Origin of the sequence: Streptomyces sp. NPDC014870, assembly GCF_043081505.1 — a bacterium.
Taxonomy (GTDB): Bacteria; Actinomycetota; Actinomycetes; order Streptomycetales; family Streptomycetaceae; genus Streptomyces.
Genome location: NZ_JBIBWQ010000013.1, coordinates 200,364 through 216,436, shown reverse-complemented (window position 1 = coordinate 216,436; position 16,073 = coordinate 200,364). Strand labels below are relative to the sequence as shown.

Annotated in this window: 14 protein-coding genes; 4 read left to right on the top strand and 10 right to left on the bottom strand. The window is 72.8% G+C overall.

Going from position 1 to position 16,073, the window contains the following annotated elements; all coding sequences use genetic code 11:
• Positions 1 to 19 precede the first annotated feature (19 nt).
• Complete coding sequence (locus ACF09C_RS32880; protein WP_392096795.1) at positions 20 to 535, top strand: carboxymuconolactone decarboxylase family protein; 516 nt, start codon at positions 20 to 22, stop codon at positions 533 to 535.
• Between the two features lie 77 nt (positions 536 to 612).
• On the opposite strand, the gene ACF09C_RS32875 is transcribed toward ACF09C_RS32880, so the two are convergent.
• The 4 genes from ACF09C_RS32875 to ACF09C_RS32860 form a co-directional block, all read right to left on the bottom strand.
• Positions 613 to 1,602: a malate dehydrogenase gene (locus tag ACF09C_RS32875; protein WP_392096794.1), complete on the bottom strand. Its 990-nt coding sequence runs from the start codon at positions 1,600 to 1,602 to the stop codon at positions 613 to 615.
• A 174-nt stretch (positions 1,603 to 1,776) separates the two neighbouring features.
• Positions 1,777 to 2,928: a helix-turn-helix domain-containing protein gene (locus tag ACF09C_RS32870; protein WP_392096792.1), complete on the bottom strand. Its 1,152-nt coding sequence runs from the start codon at positions 2,926 to 2,928 to the stop codon at positions 1,777 to 1,779.
• Between the two features lie 234 nt (positions 2,929 to 3,162).
• Complete coding sequence (locus ACF09C_RS32865) at positions 3,163 to 3,867, bottom strand: DUF3017 domain-containing protein (RefSeq protein WP_392096791.1); 705 nt, start codon at positions 3,865 to 3,867, stop codon at positions 3,163 to 3,165.
• 2 nt (positions 3,868 to 3,869) lie between these two features.
• Positions 3,870 to 4,730 carry a bifunctional methylenetetrahydrofolate dehydrogenase/methenyltetrahydrofolate cyclohydrolase gene (locus tag ACF09C_RS32860; RefSeq protein ID WP_392096789.1) on the bottom strand — a complete coding sequence of 287 codons (861 nt, stop codon included), beginning with the start codon at positions 4,728 to 4,730 and terminating at the stop codon, positions 3,870 to 3,872.
• A gap of 257 nt (positions 4,731 to 4,987) precedes the next feature.
• Between ACF09C_RS32860 and ACF09C_RS32855 the strand changes: the two genes are divergently transcribed.
• A complete protein-coding gene (locus ACF09C_RS32855) occupies positions 4,988 to 5,569 on the top strand; it encodes a hypothetical protein (protein WP_362413593.1) in 582 nt (193 codons plus the stop codon).
• Positions 5,570 to 5,651: 82 nt separating this feature from the next.
• Here ACF09C_RS32855 and ACF09C_RS32850 read toward each other — a convergent pair whose 3' ends face one another.
• The 3 genes from ACF09C_RS32850 to purN all read right to left on the bottom strand — a co-directional run bounded on the left by ACF09C_RS32850 (position 5,652) and on the right by purN (position 9,509).
• Positions 5,652 to 7,178 carry a DUF2079 domain-containing protein gene (locus ACF09C_RS32850; RefSeq protein ID WP_392096787.1) on the bottom strand — a complete coding sequence of 509 codons (1,527 nt, stop codon included), beginning with the start codon at positions 7,176 to 7,178 and terminating at the stop codon, positions 5,652 to 5,654.
• Between the two features lie 142 nt (positions 7,179 to 7,320).
• Positions 7,321 to 8,889, bottom strand: coding sequence for a bifunctional phosphoribosylaminoimidazolecarboxamide formyltransferase/IMP cyclohydrolase (gene purH, locus ACF09C_RS32845; RefSeq protein WP_392096786.1), 1,569 nt, complete (start codon positions 8,887 to 8,889; stop codon positions 7,321 to 7,323).
• Entirely contained in the window at positions 8,886 to 9,509 is a 624-nt protein-coding gene (gene purN, locus ACF09C_RS32840; RefSeq protein WP_392096785.1) for a phosphoribosylglycinamide formyltransferase, read from the bottom strand. The genes purH and purN overlap by 4 nt, the downstream gene beginning before the upstream one ends.
• Positions 9,510 to 9,786: 277 nt before the next feature.
• On the opposite strand from purN, the gene ACF09C_RS32835 reads away from it, so the two are divergent.
• Positions 9,787 to 10,539 carry a hypothetical protein gene (locus tag ACF09C_RS32835; protein WP_392096783.1) on the top strand — a complete coding sequence of 251 codons (753 nt, stop codon included), beginning with the start codon at positions 9,787 to 9,789 and terminating at the stop codon, positions 10,537 to 10,539.
• 2 nt (positions 10,540 to 10,541) lie between these two features.
• Here the strand turns inward: ACF09C_RS32835 and ACF09C_RS32830 are convergent, their stop codons facing one another.
• A complete protein-coding gene (locus ACF09C_RS32830) occupies positions 10,542 to 12,155 on the bottom strand; it encodes a DUF6350 family protein (protein WP_392096781.1) in 1,614 nt (537 codons plus the stop codon).
• Positions 12,156 to 12,286: 131 nt separating this feature from the next.
• Between ACF09C_RS32830 and ACF09C_RS32825 the strand changes: the two genes are divergently transcribed.
• Complete coding sequence (locus tag ACF09C_RS32825) at positions 12,287 to 13,621, top strand: helix-turn-helix domain-containing protein (RefSeq protein WP_392096780.1); 1,335 nt, start codon at positions 12,287 to 12,289, stop codon at positions 13,619 to 13,621.
• 112 nt (positions 13,622 to 13,733) lie between these two features.
• On the opposite strand, the gene sucD is transcribed toward ACF09C_RS32825, so the two are convergent.
• Entirely contained in the window at positions 13,734 to 14,618 is an 885-nt protein-coding gene (gene sucD, locus ACF09C_RS32820) for a succinate--CoA ligase subunit alpha (protein ID WP_362426387.1), read from the bottom strand.
• A gap of 21 nt (positions 14,619 to 14,639) precedes the next feature.
• On the bottom strand, positions 14,640 to 15,818 hold the full coding sequence (sucC, locus tag ACF09C_RS32815) for an ADP-forming succinate--CoA ligase subunit beta (protein WP_392096778.1): 1,179 nt from the start codon (positions 15,816 to 15,818) through the stop codon (positions 14,640 to 14,642).
• Positions 15,819 to 16,073: the final 255 nt, after the last annotated feature.

The window sequence follows — 16,073 nt, the reverse complement described above, 5'->3', positions numbered from 1 at the left end:
CGCTCGTACGGTGAGAAGCATGACGACGACGACCACAAGCCCGACCCTGAAGCCCGAGTACGCCGCGGAGCACGCGCCCCGCCTCAACTTCGGCGAGCGCGTCCCCGAGTTCTACCGGGCCATGCGGCGGCTCGACCAGGCCGCGGCCGAGCACATCGACTCCACCCTCTACCACCTGATCAAGATCAGGGCCTCGCAGGTCAACCACTGCGCGTTCTGCATCGACATGCACACCAAGGACGCCCTCGCCGAAGGCGAGTCCGTGGAGCGAATCGTCCAGCTCAGCGCCTGGGCCGAGTCGCGGCACTTCTACACGGAGCGCGAGCTCGCCGCGCTCGAACTGACCGAGGCCGTCACCGTCGTCACCGACGGCTTCGTCCCGGACGAGGTGTACGCGCGGGCCGCCGCCCAGTTCGACGAGACGGAGCTGGCGCGGGTCATCAGCGCCATCACCGTCATCAACGCCTGGAACCGCATCGCCCTCACCACCCGCATGACGCCCGGCCACTACACGCCGGGCCAGTACAAGAAGTAGGCACCGGAAAACGCACCGCCCCCGGCCGAAGCGGCCGGGGGCGGTGGGGTGTGCGGGGTGGGTCTCAGACCTCAGGTTCAGATGAGGCCGAGCTCGCGGACCGCGTCGCGCTCCTCCGCCAGCTCCTGCACCGAGGCGTCGATCCGGGCGCGGGAGAACGCGTTGATGTCCAGGCCCTGGACGATCTCGTACTTGCCGTCCTTGCAGGTGACGGGGAACGAGGAGATGAGGCCCTCGGCGACACCGTAGGAGCCGTCCGACGGGATGCCCATGGAGGTCCAGTCGCCCTCGGCGGTGCCGTTGACCCAGGTGTGGACGTGGTCGATGGCGGCGTTGGCGGCGGAGGCGGCCGAGGACGCGCCACGGGCCTCGATGATCGCGGCGCCGCGCTTGGCGACGGTCGGGATGAAGGTGTCGGCCAGCCACGCCTCGTCGTTGACGACCTCGGCGGCGTTCTTGCCGGCGATCTCCGCGTGGAAGACGTCCGGGTACTGGGTCGCCGAGTGGTTGCCCCAGATCGTGAGGCGCTTGATGTCCTCGACCGACGCGCCGGTCTTGGCGGCCAGCTGCGACAGCGCGCGGTTGTGGTCGAGGCGGGTCATCGCGGTGAAGCGCTCGGCCGGGACGTCCGGGGCCGCGGCCTGGGCGATCAGGGCGTTGGTGTTGGCCGGGTTGCCGACGACCAGGACCTTGATGTCGTCCGCGGCGTGGTCGTTGATGGCCTTGCCCTGCGGCTTGAAGATGCCGCCGTTGGCGGCGAGCAGGTCACCGCGCTCCATGCCCTTCGTGCGCGGGCGGGCGCCGACGAGCAGCGCCACGTTCGCACCCTCGAAGCCCTGGTTCGGGTCGTCGAAGATGTCGATGCCCTTGAGCAGCGGGAAGGCGCAGTCGTCGAGCTCCATGGCGGTGCCCTCGGCGGCCTTGACGCCCTGCGGGATCTCGAGGAGGCGCAGCTTGACCGGCACGTCCGCGCCGAGCAGGTGGCCGGAGGCGATGCGGAACAGCAGCGCGTAGCCGATCTGGCCGGCCGCGCCGGTCACGGTGACATTCACGGGAGTGCGGGTCATGGCGATCTCCGTAAGACAGCTGGCGGGTGGGGGCCCTGCCCCGGGTGCTGGACAGCTCTTCTTGATCGATCGGTGTCTCGACGTGAAGAGATTTTCCAGCGGTCAGGCTATCCGACCCGGGACGGGTCGAACCCCCACCCCCTTGTGGTCCGGCTCACTGCCACCCGACTGGGGTCAGCGCCCTCCCGTACAGACGCGGGTGCCGTTCGCGGGCGCCGCGCACGCCCGCACGTCCGTCCCGTCCGCCGTCGCGACCATCGGGCTGTACGCGTCCGGATCGGCGCCCACGGTCACGTCCTGGCCGCCTCCGGCGGCGGTGACGTGCAGGGTGTCGCCGGGCGCCGCCCCGGTGACCCGCGCCCAGGCGGCACCGCAGGTCCTGCTGAACCGCACCTCGATCTGCCCGGCGAAGCCGACCGGGGCGCGGGAGACGGTGGTGGCGAACGTGCCTCCGCAGCCCATGCCTTCGGGGTCCTGGCCGGTGCATCCGGCGCCGGAGCATTTCACTCCGGAGGGGAGCGGCGACGTGCCGGTACCCGCCCCGGAGGCCCCGGGAGAGGCGGGGGACGTGCCGGGCGTGCGCGTGGCCGCGGAGCCCCGGTCGCCACCGCCGGAACCGTCTCCGCCGCTGCCGCCGCTGCCGCCTCCGCCGCCGAGATCGGCGAGGAGGACGGCGGCGGTGACGACGAGCAGGGCGCCGAGCACGCCGGTGAGGAGCAGGAGCACGCGCAGGGCGGCGGCGGGGCGGCGGGGCGGTTCGGAGGGCGGGGCGGGGGCCGGCTCCGGCCTGCCGGTCGGGCCGCTTGGACCGGTTGGGCCGGTTGGGCCGGTTGGGCCGGTGCGCCCTGCGTCGCCGTTGGGACCGGTGGGGCTGTTGGGACCAATGGGGCCGTTGGGGCCGTTGGGGCCGGAGCGAACCATGTCGTCGGTGACGGCGGTCGGGCCTGTGCTTTCCGGGCCGGCGGTGGTGCTGTGGCTGTGGCTGCTGCTGACGCTGGTCTCCGTCGAGGCGTTCACGCCGGGGGCGAGGCCACCGGCGCCCCTCGGGCCCTGCTCGGAGCCGTTCCAGGCGCGCTCGGCCCGCTCGCGTTCCGCCGTGAGCCGTCCGGGATCGGCGCCGGTCACCTCGGCGAGCGCGAGGACGGCGCCCCTCGGCGCGAGGAGGCGACCGTCGAGGTACCGCTCCCAGGCGGTCCGGCTGTAGCCGGTGCGGTCGGCGACGGCGGCGACGCTCAGCCCGCTGCGGTCGACGAGGTGCCTTAACCGGCCGGCGAACTCGCGCACGCGCGGGTCGAGTTCGTCAGGCAGCGCCTGCCAACGAGGCATGTGCGGTCCCCCTCGCGTCCTCGCGACCCCCAGCAGGATCCCTCCGCCCAGGATGGCAGTTCCCTGGAGAGCGCGGGAGTACGGGACGTGCTGGTACACGGGAGTGACGGAGTGGCGGAATGGTCACTTCCGTGCCACAACGAACGGGCGGACCTTGCACCTGATTGGCACGTACATGACCCTCACAGAGGAACGGCGCCCGCCCTCCCACGGGGGAGAGGGCGGGCGCCGCTCCTAAGTGATCGTCAGATGGAGGATGTCCTCCAGGAACGGGATCTTCAGCCACGGGTCCGGCTGCACCATGAGCGCCAGCAGCACGATGAGCCCGCCCATGACGCCGTACGTGACCATGTCGGTGAAGCGCGACCGTACGGCGAGCATGCCGACCGAGGGCAGCGTGCGCCGCAGACACGCACCCACGAGCAGCGCGAGGCCGACGAGCATCGTGCCGACGCGGAACGACTGCGCGAAGAGATCGGTACCGACGATCAGGAGCCCCAGCACCGCGAGCCCGAGCACCGTCAGCAGCGGCCACTGGCGCGCGGGGGCCGGAGCGTCCCCTGCGGCGGCCCGTCCGCCGCCTTCGGGACGCGCGGTGTCGGTCGTGAGCGACGGGGGCCGCCGCGTACGCCCGGCCGGTGCGGGGGCACCCGTACCGGAGCCGGAGACGGAGCCCGTACCGGCCGGCAGGACACCATCGGCACCGTTGACGCCCTCGCCACTGTCGGCGCCCTCGACAGCCTTGGCACCGTCCGCGCCGCCGGCGCCGTTCACGCCCTCGGCGCCCGTGGGCGCGCCCGAGTCAGCCGCGCCCCCCGCGGCCCCCTCGGCCCGCTCGGAAGCCCCGGACGTCCCGGAGGCCCCGGAGGCCCCGGACGTCCCGGAGCCCTCCGCGCCCTCCGCGCCCGGTGCGTCGCCCCCCACGACCTTCGACGTCATCGTCAGAGCGCCGCGGCCGCGCGCTCGGCGGCCTCGACGACGTTGACGAGCAGCTGCGCGCGGGTCATCGGACCCACACCGCCGGGGTTCGGGGAGATCCAGCCCGCGACCTCGGTCACCCCCGGGTGCACGTCGCCGACGATCTTGCCCTCGCCGTCGCGCGAGACGCCGACGTCCAGGACGGCCGCGCCCGGCTTCACGTCCTCGGGCTTGATCAGGTGCGGCACGCCCGCGGCGGCGACGACGATGTCCGCCCGCCGCAGGTGCGCGGACAGGTCACGCGTACCGGTGTGGCACTGCGTCACCGTCGCGTTCTCCGAGCGCCGGGTGAGCAGCAGCGGCATCGGGCGGCCGATCGTGACACCGCGCCCGACGACCACGACCTCCGCGCCGTTGATCTCCACGCCGTGGTCGCGCAGCAGCGTGATGATGCCGTTGGGGGTGCACGGCAGCGGCGCGGGCTCGTTCAGGACGAGCCGGCCCAGGTTCGTCGGGTGCAGGCCGTCGGCGTCCTTGGCCGGGTCCATCAGCTCCAGGACGCGGTTCTCGTCGATCCCCTTGGGCAGCGGGAGCTGGACGATGTACCCGGTGCACGCGGGGTCCTCGTTGAGCTCCCGGACGACCGCCTCGATCTCCTCCTGCGTGGCGGTCGCGGGCAGCTCGCGCTGGATGGAGGCGATACCGACCTGCGCGCAGTCGCGGTGCTTGCCGGCGACGTACTTCTGGCTGCCCGGGTCGTCGCCGACCAGGATCGTGCCGAGGCCGGGCGTGACGCCCCGCTCCTTCAGGGCCGCCACGCGGACGGCCAGTTCGGTCTTGATCGCGGCTGCGGTGGCCTTGCCATCGAGAATCTGGGCGCTCATGGGCCCATCCTCCCGGATGACCCACCGCTAGTTCCAATTCGCCTGCACGGGGACCGCGCGGAGGCGGACGGAACCGTTCGCGAAAGGTTGCACTCGCACAAAGCCCCGACTACCGACTGGACAAAAAGTCGACGGTACGACGACGATAACGGCGAACTGCCGCGGGCAGTGCCGGGGGGCGAACCGCTCATATGCCGTAAAAGATCCTCCGTCGCGGGCCGCGTCGTCCCCGCACAGACCAACGGAGGAATCCCGCGATGAGCTTCGGCGAACCGAACAACCCTTACGGCCAGCCGCAGGGGCAGCAGCCGGGCTACGGCTACCCCCAGCAGCAGGGCCAGCAGCCCGGCTACGGCTACCCGCAGGCTCCCCCGATCCAGCAGCCGTACGGCGCGGGCGGTTACCCGGGCGCGGTCATGGAGATGCCGGGCGGTGTGAAGTCGGCCCGCGTGATCCTCTGGATCATCGCCAGCCTCAACGTGATCGGCGCGCTCGCCATCATCGCCATGTCGTTCGCGATCGAGGGCGAGCTCGAGCGGTCCGGCGCCTCGTCGGCCGACGCCGAGATGTTCGCGGACCTGGGCCAGGGCGTGCTGATCGGTCTCGGCATCTTCTCGGCGATCATCGGCGTTCTCGGCATGGTGCTCGCCGCCAAGTTCAAGACGGGCGCCGGCGGCGTTCGCGTCTGCACCATCGTCTACGCCTCGTTCATGGTGCTGTTCAGCATCTTCTCGCTGCCCGCCGGCATCATCAGCCTCGTGCTCGGCATCCTGATCATCGTCTTCGTGGCGAAGGCCGACGGCGCGGCCTGGTTCAACCGTCCGCGCCAGCAGTACTGATCACCGGCCCAGGCCACAGCGAAGGGGCCCGGTTCCGTTCTCGGAACCGGGCCCCTTCGGCGTGCACGGGCGCGTACGCCTCTCAGCTCCGCCTGAGCACCACGAACTGTCCCGCCCGCGCCGACACCTCGTACCGCGCCTCCGGATGCAGCTGGGACGCCAGCTGCACGGGGTCCGTGACCGGCTGGGACCAGCCGGAGGAGATGTCCAGGGCGAGGTAGTCGGGGCTGACGCCCTTCGCCCCACCGACCCAGTAGACCGTGCGGTCGGCGGTGAGGTGCGCCATGAGCGGCACGTTCGTCTCGACGCTCGCCCCCGTCGGCACCGCGTCCACCGCCTGCCGGGCCTCCAGCGTCCGGGCGTCCGTGCGGTACGTCTCCGAGCGCAGCAGCTCCCGCAGCGGCAGGTCGAGGGCGAGCACGATCGCGACGGCCGTGGCGACGGGGACGGCGACCCGTCCGTACGCCACGAGCCAGGCGCGCGGCGAGGTGCGGACCGCGCGGACCGCGTCGACCAGGGCGAGGAAGACGATCGGCATCAGGATGGCGCTGTAGTGCCAGATCATCCCCCAGTGGTTCGGGTCCTGGGAGAGGAAGCGCCAGCCGAGCGTCGGCAGGACGAGCAGCAGCAGCGGGGAGCGCAGCGCCAGGAAGCCCGTGATGCCGACGAGGAAGAAGACCATCTCCCACTTCACGTCGGAGCCCAGCGCGTTGAGCAGGACCTGGGTGAGGGGGACGTCCGCGCCCTCGCTGGACTTCTCGATCTTGGCCCAGTAGTCGTACTGGCCGACGCGGCTCGCGGCCGGGATCAGGACCAGGACCGTGAGGGCGAAGAACGCGGCGCCGAAGGCGGCCAGGGCCGCGCCGAGCCGCTTCTGCCCCTTGAGGAAGAGGACGGCGCCGACCATGGCGACGGTGAGCCCCATGTCCTCCTTGACCAGGACCAGGGGTGCCGACCAGGCGACGGCGGCGGTCCAGCGGCCGAGGAGCAGGGCGCGGCAGGTCAGGGCGAGCAGCGGGACGGCGAAGGCGATCTCGTGGAAGTCGGACTTGACGGCTTCCTGGAGGCCCCAGGAGAGCCCGTAGGCGACCGTGAGCCCGAGACCGGCCGCGCGGCTGCCGAGCACCTGGTGGGCGGTGCGGCCGACGACCACGGCCGAGGCTGCGAAGAGCGCGGCCTGCGCGAAGAGCAGGGCGAGCGGCGAGGACCAGATCCAGTACAGGGGCGCGAGGAGGGCCGTCACGGGACTGAAGTGGTCCCCGAGTATGAGGAAGCCGGGGCCCTTGATGTCGACGATCGGGGCCCGGAACTCGGCGTAGGCCCGGACGGACTGGTTGAAGATCCCGAGGTCCCAGGAAGGCGTGCGGAAGTGCGCGTACTGGACCCAGGAGTAGAGGAAGTAGAGGGCGCAGAGGACGCCTGCCACCAGGGCGTACGGGAGCACGGGCGCGGCGGCGAGGTCGCGCCCGACCGCCTCGGAGCCGACCGATCCGGCTGATCCGGCCGCTCCGCCCGATCCGGCAGGACCGTCGGGTCCGTCGGCCCGACCGGCGCGCTCGGTCTCCGGGGCGGCGGCCTGGGCCGGCACCCCGTTCTGTACTTCCAACATCGCGCCCCCACCTAGAGCCGCCGACAAAAGAGCAACCCATTAGACCAGAGCGCCGGGGGCAGAACCGGGGCCCGCTGGTCGCACCAGCGGGCCCCGGGGTGTCTCGTACGCCGGGCCGCCGTCGGTGGCGGCCCCGTCGCCGTCAGTGGAAGAAGTGGCGCGTGCCCGTGAGGTACATCGTCACGCCCGCCTTCTTCGCGGCCTCGATCACCTGCTCGTCGCGGACCGAGCCGCCCGGCTGCACGACCGCCTTGATGCCGGCCGCCGTGAGGATCTCAAGACCGTCCGGGAACGGGAAGAAGGCGTCCGAGGCCGCGTACGCGCCGCGCGCCCGCTCCTCGCCGGCGCGCTCGACCGCGAGCTTCGCCGAGTCGACGCGGTTGACCTGGCCCATGCCGACACCGACCGACGCGCCGTCCTTCGCGAGCAGGATCGCGTTGGACTTCACGGCGCGGCAGGCCTTCCACGCGAAGGCCAGCTCGGCGAGCTCGTCGGCCGAGAGCGCCTCGCCGGTCGCGAGCGTCCAGTTCGCCGGTTCGTCGCCCTCGGCCTGGAAGAGGTCCAGGTGCTGGACGACCGCGCCGCCGGAGATGGGCTTGATGTCGTCGATCATGGCGGCCGGGTAGCCCTCGACCTTCAGGACCCGGATGTTCTTCTTCCGCGCCAGGACCTCGACCGCGCCGTCCTCGAAGTCCGGGGCCGCGATGACCTCGGTGAAGATCTCCGCGACCTGCTCGGCCATCTCGACGGAGACGGGCCGGTTGACGGCGATGACGCCGCCGAACGCGGACAGCGGGTCGCACGCGTGCGCCTTGCGGTGCGCCTCCGCGACGTCCGCGCCGATCGCGATGCCGCACGGGTTGGCGTGCTTGATGATCGCGACGCAGGGCGCGTCGTGCTCGAAGGCGGCGCGACGGGCGGCCTCGGTGTCCACGTAGTTGTTGAAGGACATCTCCTTGCCGTGCAGCTGCTCGGCGTTGGCGAGTCCGCCGCGCAGACCGTCGGTGTAGAGCGCCGCGCTCTGGTGCGGGTTCTCGCCGTAGCGCAGGGAGGACTTGCGCTCCCAGGTCTTGCCGAGGAACTCCGGCAGCTCGGCGTCCTCGTCGGCCGCGTAGCTGTCGGTGAACCAGGAGGCGACCGCCACGTCGTACGCGGCGGTGTGCTGGAAGGCCTCGGCCGCCAGGCGCTTGCGGGCGGTCAGGTCGAAGCCGCCCTCCTTGGCCGCCGCGAGGACGTCGGCGTACCGCTCCGGGGAGGTGACCACGGCCACGGACGGGTGGTTCTTGGCGGCGGCGCGGACCATCGACGGGCCGCCGATGTCGATCTGCTCGACGCACTCGTCCGGGGTGGCACCGGAGGCGACGGTCTGCTTGAACGGGTAGAGGTTCACGACGACCAGGTCGAAGGGCTCCACGCCCAGCTCGGCGAGCTGGTTGCGGTGGTCCTCAAGACGCAGGTCGGCGAGGATGCCGGCGTGCACGCGCGGGTGCAGGGTCTTGACCCGGCCGTCCAGGCACTCGGGGAAGCCGGTGAGCTCCTCGACCTTGGTGACCGGGACGCCGGCCGCGGCGATCTTCGAGGCGGTGGAACCGGTGGAGACGAGGGCGACACCCGCCTCGTGCAGGCCGCGGGCCAGCTCCTCGAGGCCGGTCTTGTCGTAGACGCTGACGAGTGCGCGGCGAAGCGGACGCTTCGTACCTTCGGCGGTCACGGGATTGTTACCTTTCGTCCCTCAATGCGGTAGCCGTGCCGGGCCAGACGCCCCACGACCTCGACGAGCAGCGAGCGCTCGACTTCCTTGATGCGCTCATGGAGCGCGGCTTCATCGTCCTCGTCCCGGACCTCGACCACGCCCTGGGCGATGATCGGTCCGGTGTCGACACCGTCGTCGACGAAGTGGACGGTGCATCCGGTGACCTTCGCGCCGTACGCGAGGGCGTCCCGCACTCCATGGGCACCGGGAAAACTGGGCAGCAGCGCCGGGTGGGTGTTGACGACCCGGCCGCCGAAGCGGGCGAGGAACTCCTTGCCGACGATCTTCATGAAGCCGGCCGAGACGACGAGGTCGGGCTCGTACGCGGCGGTGGCCTCGGTCAGGGCGCGGTCCCACTCCTCGCGGGTCGCGTGGTCCTTCACCCGGCACACGAAGGTGGGGAGACCGGCGCGCTCGGCACGCTCGAGACCGGCGATGTTGTCGCGGTCGGCGCCGACGGCGACGATCTCGGCGCCGTAGCCCTCGGGGCCCCCGGGGGCGGCGGCGATCGCGTCGAGCAGGGCCTGGAGGTTGGTGCCGGAGCCGGAGACCAGGACGACGAGGCGGGCGGCGGCCACTGGGTCACTCTTTCCGTGGTGTTTGTACGGTCGCACGAACGAATCGTGCCTCCGGATACGGGGAACCCTACGAAGGGCCCGACCGTCAGCAACGATACCGGCACACCGGAAGGCCCCCACGGGACGGGGGCGTGGCCGGGGGGTAGCGTCGGGTTCACGACACGTGAGCCCGTGACCGGGCCCGCAGTTGAACCTGGCGCCGAACCGGTGGTTCGGCCCGTAGCCGAGACGGCAGTTGAGACAGCAGTTGCGACGACAGAGGGAAGACGTTCAGCAGATGCCGGAACGCCAGTCCACGGACGACAACAACCCGTTCGCGCCGCCGCCCGAGGGGCAGCCGGACCAGCCGTGGCAGCCGCGGCGGCCGGAGGGTTCGGGCGACGACGCGTCGTCCGGGCAGTCCGGGCCGACCGGGCCCGCCGACGGCTCCGGCCGCTCCGGAGGCCGCTGGAGCAGCCGCCAGCCCGGCCGTTCCTCCGACGGTTTCGGCCGCCGCCCGGAGCGCTCCTCCGGGCCCGACGGGCAGGGCCAGGGCCCGGGACCCCGGTGGGACCCGACGGATCCGATGCAGCGGCGGGCGCGCTACTCCCTGCTCGCGGGCATGTGGGGTTTCTTCTTCGCCCTCTTCGAGATCCCGGAACTGGCGCTGCTCCTGGGTGCCCTCGGTCTGTACTGGGCGATCAGCGCGCTGCGCGCCAAGCCGAAGGCGCAGACCCCGGGACAGGGGCAAGGTCAGGGGCAGACGCCGGCCGCCGGACAGCCGCGGGGCCAGGGCGCGACGGCCGAGCAGGCGCCGGCGCGGCCGGCGGCCCCCGCCGGCCTGGCCGCGCGCACGATGCGCACGGCGGCGGTGAGCGGGCTGATCGCGGCGGCGTTGTCCCTGCTGATCGTCGCGGGCGGCTTCACCCTCCAGCTCGTCTACCGCGACTTCTACACCTGCGCCGACGACGCTCTGACCAAGTCGGGCCAGCTGGCCTGCAACGAGCTGCTGCCTGAGCCGCTGCGGGACGTCATCGGCGTCCGGGAGTAGCGCTACCGCGCGTCGCCCTCCGGCGGGGCGGGCGGCGCGACCGGCTGCGCCGGAGGCGAGGACGGTGCGGCGGGCGACGGGGTCGGGGTCGCTGCGGCGGGCGGCGGCGTCGGCACGGCTGGGGTCGGGGTCGGGGTCGGGCTCGGGGTCGGGGTCGGGGTCGGGGTCGGCAGGGCCGGTTCCCAGGCTGCCGGGAGGTAGTCGTACGACTCGAATCCGGCGTCGTCGTAGCCGGCTCCCTCTCCCTCGCCCTCTCCGTCCTCTCCGTCGCCCGTTTCCCCGTCGCCCTCGTCCGCGGGCGCACCGACGGCGAGCGGGACGGGGGCGGCCTGGACCGGGGTCTGCGCCCGGGCCGCCGACCGGGGCTCCGCCCAGGTCTCCGCCCACGCCCCCGCCCGCACGTCCGGCGCCGGATTCGTGCCGCGCAGGCCCCAGGCCCGTACGCCCAGCGCCACCGGCACCCCCACCGCCGCGCACCACAGCACCGCCGCCGCCCCGGCCTGCCACCACACCGGGCCGAAGGCAGCGAGCCGACCCGCGCCGAGGGGTCCTCCGGCGGCCCCCGCGAGCAGGGCCGTCACCGCCCCGCACAACCAGGCGCCGATCAGGGCCGTCAGCGCCGCCTCCCGGGTCGTCCAGGCCCGCGCCGACCGGCCCACGCCCGCGCCGAGGACCACGGCGGCCACGCAGGGGACCGTCAGGGCGGCCCAGTGCGCCCAGCTCCCCGCCCCCTCGCCGGGCAGCGCGGCCAGCAGCGGGAAGGGCGGGACGGCCGGGTCGCCGGTGAGGCCAAGCGGGGTCGCCGAGGCGCCCGTACCCAGCGCGAACCCGGGCCCCAGGCCGTACGAGGTCCCCCACAGCGCCGCGTTCGGCACCAGTGCGAGCGCCAGGAGCAGGACGGACAGGCGCCCCGACCACTCCCCCGCGAGCCCGGCGAAGGACTCCTGTGCGGCGCCCGCGTGCCAGACCAGCGAGGCCCCGAACACCGCCGCCCCGCCGGCCGGCAGGACCACGAGGGCGGGCGCCGCCGAGCGCAGGGCCACGGCCGCGTGCTCCTGGCGCGGGAGGGGGCGGCCGGCCGCCGTCCAGGCGCCGAGCGCGGCGAAGGCGCCCACCGTCAGGGGCAGCCACAGTCCGGCGCTCAGCAGGTCGGCGGGGAGCGAGCCGCTCGCCGAGTAGAGCACCACCCCGGCCGCGACCAGCAGGTACCCGCCGCACACGGCCGTCACGGCCGCCACCGGGGCCGCCCGGTCCTCCGGATACGGCTCCAGGATGGAGCGCGCGGTCCGGTGCACGAGCCAGGCCGGCAGCGCCATGAGCAGGAGCGGGGTGACCCCGAGCGGCGCGGGCAGGCCGGCGACGGTGTCCGCGCGGATCAGGTCCACGCCGTGGGCGAGCAGCCAGAGACCGGCGGCCGTGTGCAGGGCCTCGCCCGGACCGCTGTCGGGGTACGGCGAGCTGATCCAGGCCGCCGTCACCAGGACCGCGAGGGCTCCGAGCCCGAGCCCCGCCGCGACCCCGCCGCGCACGAACGCGGTCGCGAGGGCGGCGGACCGGCCGCCCTGGACCAGGGACTCGGCCGGCGACGCGGCGGTGTGCTCGGTCAGGTGGGTCACGCGCCCATGCTGCCAACGACACGCGCTTTTCTCGCGTAACAGGCAAAACGCCGTTGTGTCGCTCAAGATACGTTTATGTACTTTTCCGCCCGGAGCTGCCCTGCGGGAGGTCGTCGCCGATGAACCGGAGCATGCCCACCCCCAAGGAACTGCGCAGACTGCGCGAGGCCAGGGGATTGAGCGAGGACCAGGTCGCGGAGGCCATGGGAGTCACCCGGGCCACCGTCCGATCCTGGGAGACCGGCCGCACCACACCCCGCGGGCGGAAGCAGGAGGCGTACGCGAAGCTCATCGGCGCGTACGAGGACGAGGGCGCGCCCGCCCCCACGCCCGCGCCCGCATCCAAGCCGGCGCCCCCCGCCGAGCCCACCGCGCCCCCCACCCCCTCCACGCCCCCCGCCCACACCCGGCCGAGGGCCGCGGCCAAGCGCGCCGCGAAGCCGCCCAAGGCCCCGGCGGCGGCCACGCCCGGCTCCGGCGGTGGTCAGCGGGCTCCGCGAGCCGTCCGGACCGGCTGGGCGGCCGCCCAGCAGCCCCTGGAGAAGCTGAAACCCGTGGACGCCACGCCTCAGGCATCGCCCCCTGCCGCGCCTTCGGGGCCCCCGCCCCCCGCCGCGCCCCCGGTCCCCGCGGAACCCCCGGTCGCCGCGGCCCCCGACGAGCCCTCGCTCACCCCGGAAGAGGCCTTCGACGCCCTCTACGCGTACGCGGCGCCCGGTCTCGTCCACCAGACCTACCTGCTCACCGGCCGCCGCCGGCTCTCCCGGGAGTCCGTGGAACACGCCTTCCACCACGCCTGGCAGCACTGGCCGGAGGTCGCGGTCGACCGGGATCCGGTCGGCTGGGTGCGGGCGGCCGCGTACGAGTACGCGCTCTCCCCCTGGCACCGGCTGCGCCGCAGCCACAAGCACCCCGACGCCCCGCCCGCCGAGGCCGGGCGGCGGGACCTGCTCGGGGCGCTGCTCGAACTGCCGCCCCCGTACCGCCGTACCGTCCTGCTCTACGACGGGCTCGGTCTCGACCTGCCCGACACGGCCGCCGAGACCGAGGCGAGCACCCCCGCCGCCGCCAACCGTCTCCTGCACGCCCGTACCGTCATCGGCGAGCGCGTCCCCGAGCTGGCCGACCCCGACGCCCTCCACCGGCGCCTGAACGCGCTGGTCGCGGAGGCGCCGACGGTGACGCTCGCGGAGGCCCGGAGCGTACGGACGGGCAGCGAGCGGCAGGCCCGGATGTGGACGCGCGGGGTGCTCGCCGTGACGGCGGCGCTCATCGGGATCACGGCCTTCACGGCCGCGACCGCGCCCACGCAGTACCTGCCCGTGAACCACCCCGGCGAGACGGTCAACGGCGTGCCGGTGCGCGGTGGCTCGCAGAAGCTCACCCCGGAGGACGTGCAGCTGCGCGACAACCTCCGCTCCCGCCCCCACCACGGCCCGGAGCGACTGGTCCCCGAGACGCAGTGACGGGATCGCGCGGAAGCAGGAGCGCGAACGCGAGCGGGCCCCGCCCCCTGCCGGTTTCCCGGGAGGGGGCGGGGCCCACCTGTGCGGTCGAGGCGCTGCCTCAGTCGCTGGTTCAGCCCGCGAGGATCGCGCGCGCCAGCTTGGCGGTCTCGGTCGGCGTCTTGCCGACCTTGACGCCGGCGGCCTCGAGGGCCTCCTTCTTCGCCTGGGCGGTGCCGGAGGAGCCGGAGACGATGGCGCCGGCGTGGCCCATGGTCTTGCCCTCGGGCGCGGTGAAGCCCGCGACGTAGCCGACGACCGGCTTGGTGACGTTCTTCGCGATGAAGTCCGCCGCACGCTCCTCGGCGTCGCCGCCGATCTCGCCGATCATGACGATCAGGTCGGTGTCGGGGTCGGCCTCGAACGCGGCGAGGGCGTCGATGTGCGTGGTGCCGATGACCGGGTCGCCGCCGATGCCGACGGCGGACGAGAAGCCGATGTCACGGAGCTCGTACATCATCTGGTACGTCAGCGTGCCGGACTTCGAGACCAGGCCGATGCGGCCCGGCTTCGTGATGTCGCCCGGGATGATGCCGGCGTTGGACTGGCCCGGGGTGATGAGACCGGGGCAGTTCGGGCCGATGATGCGGGTCTTGTTGCCCTTCGACTGCGCGTACGCCCAGAAGGCGGCGGAGTCGTGGACGGCGATGCCCTCGGTGATGACGACGGCGAGCGGGATCTCGGCGTCGATCGCCTCGACCACGGCGGCCTTGGCGAAGGCCGGCGGGACGAAGAGGACGGAGACGTTGGCGCCCGTCTTCTCCATCGCCTCGGCGACGGAGCCGAAGACCGGGACCTCGGTGCCGTCGAAGTCGACGGTCGTGCCGGCCTTGCGGGGGTTCACGCCACCGACGATGTTGGTGCCGTCACCCAGCATGAGCTTGGTGTGCTTCATGCCCGTGGCACCGGTCATGCCCTGGACGATGACCTTGCTGTCCTTGGTGAGGAAGATAGCCATGGTGTGCTTGACCTCGTCCCTTTACTTCGCAGCCGCGAGCTCGGCGGCCTTGTCGGCCGCGCCGTCCATGGTGTCCACACGCTGCACGAGCGGGTGGTTCGCGTCCGACAGGATCTTGCGACCCAGCTCCGCGTTGTTGCCGTCGAGGCGCACGACCAGCGGCTTGGTGACCTCTTCGCCCTTGGAGGCGAGGAGCTCCAGGGCCTGGACGATGCCGTTGGCAACCTCGTCACAGGCGGTGATGCCACCGAAGACGTTGACGAACACGGACTTGACGTCCGGGTCGCCCAGGATGATCTCCAGGCCGTTCGCCATGACCTCGGCGGAGGCGCCGCCACCGATGTCCAGGAAGTTGGCCGGCTTCACGCCGCCGTGGTTCTCACCGGCGTACGCGACGACGTCCAGGGTCGACATGACCAGGCCGGCGCCGTTGCCGATGATGCCGACCTCGCCGTCCAGCTTGACGTAGTTGAGGCCCTTGGCCTTGGCAGCAGCCTCGAGCGGGTTGGCTGCGTCCTTGTCCTCGAGCGCCTCGTGCTCGGGCTGACGGAAGTCGGCGTTGGCGTCCAGGGAGACCTTGCCGTCCAGCGCCAGGATGCGGCCGTCCTTGGTCTTCACCAGCGGGTTGACCTCGACGAGGAGCGCGTCCTCGGCGACGAAGGTCTTCCACAGGGTGACCAGGGCCTCGGCGACACCCTCGGCCACGTCGGCCGGGAACTTCGCGAGGGCCACGATCTCGCGGGCCTTCTCGATGTCGACGCCGTCGACGGCGTTGACCGGGACCTTCGCGAGGGCCTCGGGGGTCTTCTCCGCGACCTCCTCGATGTCCATGCCGCCCTGCACCGACGCCATCGCGAGGAAGGTGCGGTTGGTGCGGTCGAGGAGGTACGAGACGTAGTACTCCGCCTCGATCTCCGGGGACAGCTCGGCGATCATCACCTTGTGGACCGTGTGGCCCTTGATGTCCATGCCGAGGATGTCCGTCGCGCGGGCGACGGCCTCGTCCGGGTCGGCCGCAAGCTTGACGCCGCCGGCCTTGCCGCGGCCGCCGACCTTCACTTGGGCCTTGACGACGGACTTGCCGCCGAGGCGCTCGGTCGCGGCGCGCGCGGCCTCAGGCGTGTCGATGACTTCACCGGCCAGCACCGGTACTCCGTGCTTGGCGAAGAGGTCCCTCGCCTGGTACTCGAACAGGTCCACGCGCGTCCGTCCCTTTTCTGATGATCGCGGTTCGTTGTCTGCGTGGGCGTGCCGCGGAGGGCAACGTGACTGCGCTGTCACAAGGGAGGCGTACACGGTGTCCGTGGACGCGGCATGTCCGTCCCGCAGGTTATCCCCGCAGGACGTTGGTCCCTAAATCGCAGGTCACACCGGAGCGGTGATACGGGTCACAGATCGTAGGGGTTCGGGGGCGGACCGTGGAGTACGGGGCTGGTGGTGCCGACGCCCCCGGCA

Bases quoted from the DNA above. Each gene is read 5' to 3' on its own strand.
- ACF09C_RS32855 (WP_362413593.1), top strand. From the start codon at position 4,988: ATGAGCTTCGGCGAACCGAACAACCCTTACGGCCAGCCGCAGGGGCAG.
- ACF09C_RS32835 (WP_392096783.1), top strand. From the start codon at position 9,787: ATGCCGGAACGCCAGTCCACGGACGACAACAACCCGTTCGCGCCGCCG.
- sucD (WP_362426387.1), bottom strand. From the start codon at position 14,618: ATGGCTATCTTCCTCACCAAGGACAGCAAGGTCATCGTCCAGGGCATG.
- ACF09C_RS32875 (WP_392096794.1), bottom strand. From the start codon at position 1,602: ATGACCCGCACTCCCGTGAATGTCACCGTGACCGGCGCGGCCGGCCAG.
- ACF09C_RS32825 (WP_392096780.1), top strand. From the start codon at position 12,287: ATGCCCACCCCCAAGGAACTGCGCAGACTGCGCGAGGCCAGGGGATTG.
- ACF09C_RS32870 (WP_392096792.1), bottom strand. From the start codon at position 2,928: ATGCCTCGTTGGCAGGCGCTGCCTGACGAACTCGACCCGCGCGTGCGC.
- ACF09C_RS32865 (WP_392096791.1), bottom strand. From the start codon at position 3,867: ATGACGTCGAAGGTCGTGGGGGGCGACGCACCGGGCGCGGAGGGCGCG.
- ACF09C_RS32850 (WP_392096787.1), bottom strand. From the start codon at position 7,178: ATGTTGGAAGTACAGAACGGGGTGCCGGCCCAGGCCGCCGCCCCGGAG.
- ACF09C_RS32860 (WP_392096789.1), bottom strand. From the start codon at position 4,730: ATGAGCGCCCAGATTCTCGATGGCAAGGCCACCGCAGCCGCGATCAAG.
- ACF09C_RS32880 (WP_392096795.1), top strand. From the start codon at position 20: ATGACGACGACGACCACAAGCCCGACCCTGAAGCCCGAGTACGCCGCG.